Annotated in this window: 12 protein-coding genes and 1 pseudogene; 5 read left to right on the top strand and 8 right to left on the bottom strand. The window is 60.9% G+C overall.

The features are described 5' to 3' along the window. On the bottom strand, nucleotides 1-260 hold a 260-nt coding region (locus V6M61_RS13265; protein WP_332777050.1), incomplete at its 3' end, for a dihydroneopterin aldolase. A 60-nt stretch (nucleotides 261-320) separates the two neighbouring features. Beyond that, the gene (locus V6M61_RS13260) at nucleotides 321-1088 is read right to left on the bottom strand and encodes an SDR family oxidoreductase (RefSeq protein ID WP_332777049.1); all 768 of its coding nucleotides are present in this window, start codon (nucleotides 1086-1088) and stop codon (nucleotides 321-323) included. 83 nt (nucleotides 1089-1171) lie between these two features. Between V6M61_RS13260 and V6M61_RS13255 the strand changes: the two genes are divergently transcribed. Beyond that, a complete protein-coding gene (locus V6M61_RS13255; protein WP_332777048.1) occupies nucleotides 1172-2317 on the top strand; it encodes a class I SAM-dependent methyltransferase in 1146 nt (381 codons plus the stop codon). A 181-nt stretch (nucleotides 2318-2498) separates the two neighbouring features. Here V6M61_RS13255 and V6M61_RS13250 read toward each other — a convergent pair whose 3' ends face one another. The 6 genes from V6M61_RS13250 to V6M61_RS13225 form a co-directional block, all read right to left on the bottom strand. Further along, nucleotides 2499-3209, bottom strand: coding sequence for an ABC transporter ATP-binding protein (locus V6M61_RS13250; protein WP_332777047.1), 711 nt, complete (start codon nucleotides 3207-3209; stop codon nucleotides 2499-2501). Further along, nucleotides 3206-3961: an ABC transporter ATP-binding protein gene (locus tag V6M61_RS13245; RefSeq protein ID WP_332777046.1), complete on the bottom strand. Its 756-nt coding sequence runs from the start codon at nucleotides 3959-3961 to the stop codon at nucleotides 3206-3208. Before V6M61_RS13245 ends, V6M61_RS13250 begins: the two co-directional genes overlap by 4 nt. Next, nucleotides 3961-4842 carry a branched-chain amino acid ABC transporter permease gene (locus tag V6M61_RS13240; protein ID WP_332777045.1) on the bottom strand — a complete coding sequence of 294 codons (882 nt, stop codon included), beginning with the start codon at nucleotides 4840-4842 and terminating at the stop codon, nucleotides 3961-3963. Before V6M61_RS13240 ends, V6M61_RS13245 begins: the two co-directional genes overlap by 1 nt. A 3-nt stretch (nucleotides 4843-4845) precedes the next feature. Next, nucleotides 4846-5721: a branched-chain amino acid ABC transporter permease gene (locus tag V6M61_RS13235; RefSeq protein ID WP_332777044.1), complete on the bottom strand. Its 876-nt coding sequence runs from the start codon at nucleotides 5719-5721 to the stop codon at nucleotides 4846-4848. 17 nt (nucleotides 5722-5738) lie between these two features. Further along, a complete protein-coding gene (locus V6M61_RS13230; RefSeq protein WP_332777043.1) occupies nucleotides 5739-6962 on the bottom strand; it encodes an ABC transporter substrate-binding protein in 1224 nt (407 codons plus the stop codon). 233 nt (nucleotides 6963-7195) lie between these two features. Next, nucleotides 7196-8452, bottom strand: coding sequence for a metal-dependent hydrolase family protein (locus V6M61_RS13225; RefSeq protein WP_332777042.1), 1257 nt, complete (start codon nucleotides 8450-8452; stop codon nucleotides 7196-7198). 165 nt (nucleotides 8453-8617) lie between these two features. On the opposite strand from V6M61_RS13225, the gene V6M61_RS13220 reads away from it, so the two are divergent. The 4 genes and pseudogenes from V6M61_RS13220 to V6M61_RS13205 all read left to right on the top strand — a co-directional run. Further along, nucleotides 8618-9541 carry a LysR substrate-binding domain-containing protein gene (locus V6M61_RS13220; protein WP_332777041.1) on the top strand — a complete coding sequence of 308 codons (924 nt, stop codon included), beginning with the start codon at nucleotides 8618-8620 and terminating at the stop codon, nucleotides 9539-9541. 129 nt (nucleotides 9542-9670) lie between these two features. Further along, a complete protein-coding gene (locus tag V6M61_RS13215) occupies nucleotides 9671-9865 on the top strand; it encodes a DUF2905 domain-containing protein (RefSeq protein WP_332777040.1) in 195 nt (64 codons plus the stop codon). A gap of 99 nt (nucleotides 9866-9964) precedes the next feature. Continuing rightward, entirely contained in the window at nucleotides 9965-10333 is a 369-nt protein-coding gene (locus V6M61_RS13210; protein WP_332777038.1) for a phosphomannose isomerase type II C-terminal cupin domain, read from the top strand. 29 nt (nucleotides 10334-10362) lie between these two features. Beyond that, nucleotides 10363-10649: pseudogene (locus tag V6M61_RS13205) on the top strand (hypothetical protein); the annotation flags it as partial.

The following is a 10649-nucleotide window of genomic DNA, read 5'->3' as shown; positions in this document are numbered from 1 at the left end:
GCCAGCTTGCCGATCAGGCTTTCCAGCAGGTTCACATGCTCGGCCGTGCACTCGTTGATGATGATCTGGCGCACCTTGCGGTAGTCCAGCACATGTTTGATGTCGTCGTCGCTGGGCAGCAGCGGCTGCGTGCCCAGGCTCAGCTCGGCATCGACCTGGATCGGTTGCGGCGAGGTTTTCTCGTGATCCAGAATGCCCAGGTTGGCGTCAAAGCGCAAACCAGTGAGCGTCAGGATCTGGGTGCCTAGGGTGTTGTACATGGGGGCAGTCTGAGGGTGATCGGGGCAGGGGGTGTGCAGGCGGTTGTCAAGTGTTTGCGTTCACATCAGGGAAAAATCGCGCTCGAATTTCATCAGGTGCTGGCCGCCATCGACCAGTAGCGTGGTGCCCGTGAGGGACTGGTTGTCCAGCGCAAACTTCACCGTGGCGGCCACATCGGCCGCCGTGGACGAGCGGCCCAGCGGCGAGAGCTTGTGGCGCGCTTCAAACTGCTCGTCGCTCAGCAGGTGGCTGCTCAAAGTGAGCCCCGGGGCCACGCCCACCACGCGCACCTGCGGCGCCAGCGCCAGCGCCAGCATGGTGCCGGCCGCCTCCAGCGCGGCTTTGGACAGGGTGTAGCTGAAAAAATCGGGGTTCTGGTTCCACAGCTTCTGATCCAGCAGGTTGACCACGGCGCCTGAGCCGTTGCGCGCGCTCACATGCTCGTGCAAGGCCTGGGCCAGCAGGATGGCGGCACCGGTGTTGCTGTGCAGGTGCTTGTCCAGGGCCGCAAAGCCAAAGCTGGCGGCGCTGTCGTGCTCGAAGGTGGAGGCGTTGTTGACCACCGCATCGAGCTGGCCAAAATGGGCCACCACGCGCGGCACCAGCTCGCGGACTGCCGTCTCATCCGCGAGATCAGCTTGAAAAGCGGCCGCCCCTCCCGCCAGTTGTGCGCAGTCAGCTACTGTTTTGCTAGCGTCTTGATCGGAGCCCCGGTAATGCACGGCCACCTGCCAGCCGCCGGCGGCCAGCGCCAGCGCGATCTCGCGGCCCAGCCGCTTGGCGGCGCCGGTGACGAGAACAACAGGTGGGCGGGGCGAAGTAGGCATAAGGGATCACGCAAAGGAGTCGGGAATCTGGCGCCCTGGGGCGGGGCGGCGGGCGAATCGCTGACAATCAGGGGCTGACGACCATGACAACACCCTCTAGTTTAACGACCCCCCCCGATTTGCGCCCGTTGCAGGCCATTGGGCGGGCCATTGAAGCCGCCGGCGGCTGGATCGGCTTTGACCGCTTCATGGCGCTGGCCCTGTACAGCCCGGGCTGGGGTTATTACACCAACGAGTCCCGCAAATTCGGCCTGATGCCTGCGGGCAAGGGTGGCAAGGACGGTGAGCCCGGTGGCGGCAGTGATTTTGTGACCGCGCCCGAGCTGTCTCCCCGTTTTGGCCAGGCGCTGGCCCGCCAGGTCGGCCAGGCCCTGCAGGCCACGGGCACGGCCGAGGTCTGGGAGTTTGGCGCCGGCTCCGGCGCACTCGCGCTGCAGTTGCTGCAGGCGCTGGGGGCCCAGGTCGAGCGCTACACCATAGTCGATTTGTCGGGCAGCCTGCGCGCGCGCCAGCAGGCGAAGCTGGCCGCCCATGCGGGCAAGGTGCATTGGGTGACTGAGCTGCCCGCACGGATGCGCGGCGTGGTGGTGGGCAACGAGGTGCTCGATGCCATGCCGGTGCAGCTATTGGCGCGCGTTGCTGGCGTCTGGCATGAGCGCGGCGTGGCCCTGCACGATGACCGCCTTGTGTATGCGGACCGGCCGACCGCTCTGCGCCCCCCGGTCGAAGTGCCGGGCGAGCACGACTATGTGACCGAGATTCATCCGCAGGGCGAAGGCTTTGTCCGCACGCTGGCCGACAAACTGGAGGCCGGTGCCGTGTTCCTGCTGGACTACGGCTTTCCCGAGCACGAGTACTACCACCCGCAGCGCAGCATGGGCACGGTGATGTGCCACCGCGGGCATCTGTCCGATGGTGACGCGCTGGCCGATGTGGGCCGCAAAGACATCACCGCGCATGTCAATTTCACCGGCGTGGCGCTGGCCGGCCAGGAGGCGGGGCTGCAGGTGCTGGGCTACACCAGCCAGGGCCGTTTCCTGCTCAACTGCGGGCTGCTGGATGGCATGGAAGGCGGCGTTGACAGCGCCAACCTCGCCGAGCGCGCCATGGTGCAGAAGCTGATTGCCGAGCACGAGATGGGCGAACTCTTCAAGGTCATCGCCTTTGCCAAAGGTCCGTTGTGGGAGCCCATGGGTTTTTCCGCTGGCGACCGCAGCCACACGTTATAGGCATACAGGAACTGGGACTGGCGGTCAGCTGAACGGCCGCGCCGGCAAAGGACCGTCGGCAACCTCCACTGAGCTTGCCTCGCGGCAAGTTGCCTGTTCGTTTAAGCGAAGCCGGCTGGACAACGCCTCCAGGGTTTCGCCGGCAAGCTTCAGGCGCTCGTGACCGCGCCGCAGCACGGCATCAGGTGTGCTCTGCCGTGCCCAGATAGAGGCGTGACATTTGCTCGTTTTCCAGCAGCGAGCGGGCGTCTCCGGAAAGTACGATGCGGCCCTGATCCAGGATGTATCCGCGGCCACTGATCGCCAGCGCCTGACGCGCCCGCTGCTCTACCAGAAGAACGGCGACGCCTTGCAGGGGCAGCAGTTGGATGATGTCGAATATCGAGTTCACGAGGGAGGGCGCGAGAGCGGCCGTCGGCTCGTCCAGGACGACGACCTTGGGATCCCTGATCAAGGCCCGTGCAATGGCGAGCTGCTGGCGTTCCCCGCCCGACAGAGAGCCGGCGGATTGCTTCAAGCGCTGCTTGAGAATCGGAAATGCCGCGAAGATCTTGTCAAAGATTGCTGATTTACCAGCCGACGAGGCTATCTGCAGGTTCTCCAGGACCGTCAGCGTGCGGAAGACATTCGCAACCTGAGGGACGCAGGCCAGGCCTGCCTCAACCCGCGCCTCGACGGCCAGTGTGGTTATGTCCTGGCCATTCAAGGCGAGCGCACCGCGGACTCGCGGCAGCATCCCCAACAGGGCGCGCAGCAAGGTGGACTTGCCGGCACCGTTGGTGCCGGCAATGGTGACGATCTCCTTGTCATGTACCGCCAGGCTGATGTCTTTGATGATGTCGACCTCACCATACCCTCCCGAGACACTGGTGGCCGCTAACACCTCGGTCATACGACACCTCCCATATAAGCCGCTTGTACCTTCTCGCTCTCCAGCACTTCAGAAGGGTTGCCTTCTGCCAGGATTTTCCCCTGGTCCATGACGACAAGCCGGGTCGCCAGCGACTTGAGCGCCTGCAGATGGTGCTCTACAACCACCAAGGCGATGCCCTGCTCGCTCAGCGTCTTCAGGGCCTTCATGATTTCCCCAATCAGGACTGGATTGACACCCGCAAAGGGTTCGTCAAGCAAAACAATTTTTGGTTTCCTCATCAGAATCCGGGCCAGCTCGATGAGTTTTTTCTGGCCTCCGGAGAGACCCTTGGCGGGCAGTTCGCGAATGTGCGAAATACCCAGCAGATCCAGCACCGCGTCAGCATGACGGATCCAATGGCTCTCACGCCTGGCGGCCGCCCTGCGAAACAGCCACGCTGCCATCATGGATTCACTGTGTTCGTTGGGGGCGGCGGCAAGAAGGTTTTCGAGCACCGTCAGGCTCCCAAACTCCCGGGGAACCTGGAAGGTGCGGGCCAGGCCATGCGCCGCACGCCTGTGTGACGCTTGCCGTATGATGTCGGCTCCGTTGAACATGATGCGCCCACCGCAGGGCCGCATCTGGCCGGCAATCGCCGCGAAGAGCGTGGATTTTCCCGCGCCGTTGGTACCTGCGAGTCCCACCAGCTCTCCCGGTGCGACGCGCAGACTGACTTCGTCCACGGCTGTGAACGCATCAAACTTGACAGTGATTTTTTCGACGAACAGCATCACTGGCCCCGCTTTCCAAAGATACCCTGAGGCTGGAACAGCATGCACAGGATCAGGGCCAGGCCAATCACGCCCAGGCGAACATGCGCCATCTGGGACTCCGCAATGCCAGGGACCAGGTCACGCAGAAACCTTGAACCTTCCAGGAAGACAACCAGAATCAATGTTCCCAGCAGCGCACCCCGCATCGAACCGACACCGCCAAGAATGATGCTCATCCACACATAGAACGTCACCAGCGGAACAAATTGCTCCGGGGTGATGAAGGTCACGAAGTGGGCATAAAAAGCCCCGGCGATTCCCGCCAGCGCGGCACCCAGCATGAAGACACGAATCTTGTAGCCCGCCGGGTCTTTGCCAATCGCCGTCACCGCTGGCTCATTGTCCCGAATAGCCCGCAACAGCCGGCCAAAGGGACTTTGCTGGAGCATGCGCACCGCCAGAATGGCCGCACCGGTGCAAGCAACCAGGCTTGCCAACTGCATGAGGTTGCGGGTGCTTCCGCCCGCAGAGGCAAACAATGCAGGCACGCCCGGAATGCCTTGCACCCCATGCGTCAGCCATTCTTCCTGCTGGATTGCCAACCGGATGCTCTCGGAAAATCCCAGCGTGACGATCGCCAGATAGTCCTCCCGCAGGCGTAGCGCTGCCATCCCCAGCGGGACGGCAGCAAGAGCGGCAGCGACACCTGCTGCGGGAAACGACAGCCAAAGCGGCACGCCGTTAAGCGCCATCAGGGCAGAGGTGTAGGCCCCAATGGCGAAGAATGCCACGTGACCGAAGTTGATGAGCCCGGTTTCCCCGTATTGCAGGTTCAAGCCTATCGCCAGCAGGGCATAGATGAAAACGACAATGCCAATTGACACAAGGTAAGCATCCATGGCCTATCTCACCTTCTCTACAGTGCCGAACATGCCCGCAGGACGGACAAAAAGCACAACCACCATGACAGTGAAGGCCACGACCAGCTTGTAACTGGGCCCCACCAGGGGTACCGAGAGCTCTTGCGCAATACCCATGAGCAGGGCACCAATCACCGCACCCACAGGACTGCCGATGCCGCCCAGAACGACCGCTGCAAAAGCCGGCAGGACAAACTCCCAGCCGATCTCCGGCGTGAGAACCCCCTTGACGCCGATCAGTACGCCGCCCAGTCCGGCCAGCGCACCCGCCAGGGCCCAGAGAAGCCACATGAGCTTGCGGGACCGGATACCGCTGAGCCGTGCCAAGTCGCTGTTGTCCGCCACGGCGCGGAGCTTGCGCCCGGCATCGGTCAGGCCCAGCAGGCAGAAAACCCCAAGAACCGCCAGACCCGCAACCGCCGCAATCGCCAGGTCGGTCGGAAGCAGGCGAATTCCGTCGAAGTTCCAGGCCCTGACCAGGGGTAGATTGAATGTGCGCGGCTCAGGTCCAACGCCCAGCGCCAGCACGCTGCGCATCACAAACGCGAGGCCGATGGCGGCCAGCAGGCTGGCGACCATAGGGGATTTTGTCAGGCGACCGAAGATCAGCTGGTAGGAAGCCCAGGAGAGCGCCGCACTCAGCGCCGTCGCGCCGCCTACGGCCAGGATAAACATCGGAAGACCTGCGGCGTGGAAAGTCAACGCTGCGTAGGCCCCAATGGTCATCGTGTCCCCGGCGGAAGCATTGGGGAATTTGCATATCCCCATCACCAATGTCAGTGCCAGCGCGGGCAAGGCAATGATCAATCCCTCGACTGCCCCGTTAATGACCAGATTGATCAGGGTTGAAAATGACATGCGTCAGGTTCCAGCGCTTACTCAACAGAGATGGTGTCCCGGCGCACGAGCTTACCCCCCTCTATGACGTAGACGCCGAAGTCCGATTTGGCGTCGCCGCTCGCATCAAAGTCCAGTTTGCTGGAGGCGCCTTCATAGTTGATTTTCTGTTTGCGGGCAATCAGTTGCTTGCCTTGTGCAAACGAAGCTACGGCAGTGCCGGGCGAGTTGCTGACATCGCGCATATGGCTGCTGACCTGCTGTGGCGTTGCCTTCGCTCCGGCCAGCTCGATGGCCAGTGCCAGCGAGATGACCATGTCGTAGCACATCGCTGCATAGATGTTGCCGCTCAGGGGCGAGCCGGCAGCTTTCTGGAAGCGCTCATTGAGCGGTTTGTAGCTGGGCGCGGTTTCGTTGGAAACCGTGTCCACGGAGATGAGGCCTTCTGCCACCTCCGGTCCCACGGCCTTGATCAGTTCGGGGTTGGCCGCCCAGGCCGGTATGATCCACGAAACTTTGTCGCCGGACTGGTACCACTCCCTCAAAATGATGGTCGTGTCGGGTAAGTAGGACCCCATGACAATGACGTCCGGTTTCTCGGCCAGCACTTTCTGCAATTCCGAGCGGTAGCTTGGGCGGTTCGGCTCATACACCACTTCCGACACCACCTTGCCGCCGCGCGATTCCCAGACTCGTTTAAATCCATCCGTGTTGCCCCGCCCCGATGCATTGTTGAACGCCATGGTGGCCGGGCGTTTGAAGCCGCGCTTTTTCGCAATCTCGGCAAACGCGGCGCCAAAGCGGTCATTGGTAGCCTGGAATCTCCAGACCAGGTCTTTTTTATCCAGCGTGGAAATGGCCGGCGCGCCGGAGACATTCATCTCGATGATGTTGGCTTCATCCGTCAGCGGCATCACGGCGAGGGTGACGCCGGAGGCCCATGTACCGATCAAGGCCTCGATCTTGTTGATCTCGATCAGTTTTTTGGCGGCCAGAACGCCAGCCTGCGGTTGGGTCTGGTCATCTTCGTAAAACGCCTCAAGCTTTCTGCCGGCGGCTCCACCCGCTGCATTGACTTCTTCGACGGCCAGCTGAATCGCTTTCTGCATCCCGGTTCCGTAAGGTGAGCCGGCGCCGGTGATGGGGTTCAGCACACCAATCCGAAAAGTATTTGCAGTTTGAGACAGAACCAATGATGGAATGCATGACGTTGCCGCGCCTGCCGCCGCGAGGCTGAGAATTTTTCTGCGCTGAAATTTCATTTGTGATTCCTGGTGGAGGTTAAACGGGGTTGGTGGGACTAAACATCGATTTGAACAAACTGCTGCCCGGGTTCCGGGCGCGCGGGGTATGGGAGGTTTCGAAAGGCGTCAAGGTGTCGCCTAAATAACCGGGGTCAAGGAGGATGGACGCACCTTCACGAGCAACTTTAATGCCCATCCGAACCCATGCCGTTGTCAGGAAATTTTGCAGCCTCATGTTGCGGCCTGAATGGTTAGAGTGCGTTTTTGACAAACGCACCGTCTTTCATGATGGCTTTAAGGTGCGCGCCCTGCCCGAGCAGCAGGTTGATGTCTTCCAGCGGATTCCCGTCGACCACCAGGAGATCCGCCATGGCGCCCGGCTGGATGACGCCAAGCTTTCCCTGTTGTTGAAGCACGGCAGCTGCAACCGTGGTCGCCGACCGGATCGCCTGGGCATTGCCGGAGATTTTTGACCGGATTCTCAGCTCGTCGGCCTGATATGAATGGGTTTCGCCCAGCAAGTCGGAGCCGTACGCAACCTGGACACCGGCTTTCTCGGCGATCGCCAGTGCCAGCCTCGCAGCGGATCGCACTGCCTCTACCTTTGCCACCGACGCGGCAGGGAAGCCGAGTTTGGCGCCGTCTCTGGCCAGGGCTTCGTAGGTAACCGTCGTGGGGACCAGGAACGCGCCCGCAGCGGCCATGAAATCCGCTGCCTTCTCATTGATCAGGCTTCCGTGCTCTATGGTGCGGACTCCACAACGGACCGCCCGCATGATGGCTTCAGGCGTATAGGCGTGCGCCATCACATAAGTGCCAGCGTTGCCCGCCTCTTCCACGGCCGCCCTTATCTCGTCCTCGCTGAAACCCAGGAAATGGATGGGATCGTTGGGGGAAGCGATTCCGCCAGACGCCATGATCTTGATTTGCGTGGCGCCCTTCTGGATTTCTTCGCGAACGGCCCGCCGGATGGCGTCGACGCCGTCAACCACCCTGGAAATGGAGCCGACCTTTTGAGAACAGGCGCATGGCTCCATCAGGTCGTTGCGCTGACGGAAGTCGCCATGGCCTCCCGTCTGGGACAGCGCCTTGCCAGCCGGGAAGATGCGCGGCCCCTTGACCAGCCCGGTCCGTGTTGCCTCGCTGAGCGACCAGTCGGCACCACCGGCATCCCGAACCGACGTGAATCCGCGGTACAGCATGCCCTCCAGGATGGGAAGCGACTTCAGGGTGGCAAATACGTTCGGCAGGGAGGCGTTTTGTCCCAGATTAAGACTCGATGCGACGCAATGCACGTGGCAGTCGATCAGTCCCGGCATCACGACCGTGCCGTTCATGTTGATGGCCTGAATGGCGGGATGATGAATGGGTTCGGGTGAGACTTTTTCAATTCGGCCATGAGCAATCAGAATATTCTGCCCCTGCACGAGCGCGCCTTTTTCGGTGTCGAGTACGGTGCAGTTGTGCAGCACCACATGTGCATTTGCAGGTTCAGTACTTGTAGGCATTCCGGTTCCTATGGGGTGATACAGTCAATCCTTGCATTGAAAAATAGCTCAAGTGCCAAGGGCTTGCTATTGATTGTGAAAGCTTCGTGACAAGGGGTAAAATCATTTTTTGTCGCTTCACCATTACATTTTGGAATAGTGAGTGTGAGAAGACTTTGCCCTTCATTGACCGAGCTGCAGGCGTTTGAGGCAACGGCCAGACACCTCAACTTCACGCGGGCTGCGACTGAGCTGTTTGTCACCCAGGGGGCTGTCAGCAGACAGGTTGCCAATCTGGAGGCCTATTTAGGGGTTACTCTTTTTACAAGAGCTCATCAACGACTGGAGCTTTCAGAGGCCGGGCTGACCTACCTCCCATCAGTGCGCAAGGCCTTGAATCACCTCGAAACTGCGACGGCACATCTCATGTCCCATCGGGGAAAGGGGGGTGTCCTGAACCTCTCGGTGCCACCGAGCTTTGCGATGCAGTGGCTACTCCCCAGGCTTCATCAGTTCAATCTGGAGCAGCCTGAAATCACCTTGAATTTCGTGAGGTACGCGCATTCTCATAATTTTTACGAAGATCAGGAGCTCGACGCTGCGATTCAGTTCGGCGAAGGTGAGTGGCCTGGCGCGGCGTCCTGTTATCTGACGGGAAAGGACACCGTTCCCATTTGCGCACCGGGTGTGGTCAAGGGCGGGAATGTTTTGACACCAGAGCAATTGACCCAACTAACCCTCTTGCAACATGTGGAGGTGCCGCACGCCTGGCAAGACTGGTGCAACTACTTTGGCCTTGAGCACAGCAACGGGCGGGTAGGACCACGCTTCGATCAGTACTCCTTGATCATCAAAGCCGCCATGTCCGGCTTCGGGATAGGCCTGGTGCCGCGTTGCCTTGTGGAAGATGAGCTTCGATCAGGGCGGCTAATCAATCCCATTGACCAGCCATACATGGCCCGCCAAGGTTACTTCCTGTGCGTGATTGAAAATCGGGGAAATATTCCGGCCGTCAACACGCTGCGTACCTGGCTTCTCGAAAAACTCTCGGAACCTGCGGATCAAGCGGCCAAAAAGAATAAACCTCATGGATTTAAAAAGCCTCGCTGAAGCCCTGATTTGTCCGATGCAGGAAAGAGCAGGTCAGGAAAAATGCAAATCGTGGACAAGTCTGTTTGGTTCATGGCCGGGCTTTTCGGCATGGAACCGGCGCAGGACCAGAACCTCTAAACTAGCGGCATGATCCGCTGGCTCATCGTCATTTTTCTCGCGCTGATCTTGATCAGCTGGTTCACGCCACTGCTGCACAAGCTGGGCTTCGGCAAATTGCCGGGGGACCTGCGCTTCATGCTGTTTGGGCGCGAGTGGTTCATTCCGCTGGCCACCACGATTTTGCTGAGCTTTGTCGCCGGCCTGATCAGCCACCTGATTTGAAGTGGGCCACCGGGGCGAGCACAGACCTGTACCGGGCTGGTAACCGTTTCGCTGGCAAGCAGTTAGCATACGAAGCTGGCCCACAGGCGTCTGCATTTCATGAAAACCACATCCCGCACCGAGACCATTGAACGGACCGAACGCCCTTGGGGCTGGTATGAAACCGTGTCCGAAGCGCCCGGCAACAAGATCAAGCGCATTCGCGTGCACCCGGGGCAGCAGCTGAGCCTGCAAAAACACCACCAGCGCTCGGAGCACTGGGTGGTGGTGCAGGGCACGGCGCGCATCACGCTCGATGATCGCCAGTTTGACCTGCAGCAAGGGCAGGCCTGCGACATTGCCGTCGGACAGGTGCACCGGCTGGCCAATCTCACGCAGGACCCGGTTGAAATCGTCGAAGTGCAGTTTGGCAACTACCTGGGCGAAGACGACATCGTGCGGCTGCAGGATGACTACGGCCGCGCCTGAACGGCCGGATTGACATACGGACGGACTCCATGACTGACAACACTTCGCCGCTGCCAACTGGCTTCAGCTTCCGCATGCCCGAAGGCGCCGCACCGGTGGCCTGCGTGGACGTGGGCGGCACCAAGATCGCCGTCAGCGTGGCCGACCACCGCGGCATTCGGGGCCGCGTGGCTGAGCCGACGGCCAAGGACGGCGCGAGCGATGCGCTGGGCCGGCAAGTGCTGCGCATGATTGGTGAAAGCTGCCGCCTGGCCGGGATTTCGCAGGGCGCGCTGTCGGCCGTTGGCGTGGCCTCCTGCGGCCCGTTTGTGCTGAA

The sequence above is a fragment of the Polaromonas sp. genome (genome assembly GCF_036676035.1).
Lineage (GTDB): Bacteria > Pseudomonadota > Gammaproteobacteria > Burkholderiales > Burkholderiaceae_C > Polaromonas.
The sequence above is the reverse complement of the archived record's forward strand: the minus strand, read 5'-3'. Positions and strand labels throughout refer to the sequence as shown.

Excerpts from the sequence above, each read along its gene's own strand:
- V6M61_RS13260 (WP_332777049.1), bottom strand. The coding sequence starts at position 1,088 with ATGCCTACTTCGCCCCGCCCACCTGTTGTTCTCGTCACCGGCGCCGCC.
- V6M61_RS13255 (WP_332777048.1), top strand. The coding sequence starts at position 1,172 with ATGACAACACCCTCTAGTTTAACGACCCCCCCCGATTTGCGCCCGTTG.
- V6M61_RS13250 (WP_332777047.1), bottom strand. The coding sequence starts at position 3,209 with ATGACCGAGGTGTTAGCGGCCACCAGTGTCTCGGGAGGGTATGGTGAG.
- V6M61_RS13245 (WP_332777046.1), bottom strand. The coding sequence starts at position 3,961 with ATGCTGTTCGTCGAAAAAATCACTGTCAAGTTTGATGCGTTCACAGCC.
- V6M61_RS13240 (WP_332777045.1), bottom strand. The coding sequence starts at position 4,842 with ATGGATGCTTACCTTGTGTCAATTGGCATTGTCGTTTTCATCTATGCC.
- V6M61_RS13235 (WP_332777044.1), bottom strand. The coding sequence starts at position 5,721 with ATGTCATTTTCAACCCTGATCAATCTGGTCATTAACGGGGCAGTCGAG.
- V6M61_RS13230 (WP_332777043.1), bottom strand. The coding sequence starts at position 6,962 with ATGAAATTTCAGCGCAGAAAAATTCTCAGCCTCGCGGCGGCAGGCGCG.
- V6M61_RS13225 (WP_332777042.1), bottom strand. The coding sequence starts at position 8,452 with ATGCCTACAAGTACTGAACCTGCAAATGCACATGTGGTGCTGCACAAC.
- V6M61_RS13215 (WP_332777040.1), top strand. The coding sequence starts at position 9,671 with ATGATCCGCTGGCTCATCGTCATTTTTCTCGCGCTGATCTTGATCAGC.
- V6M61_RS13210 (WP_332777038.1), top strand. The coding sequence starts at position 9,965 with ATGAAAACCACATCCCGCACCGAGACCATTGAACGGACCGAACGCCCT.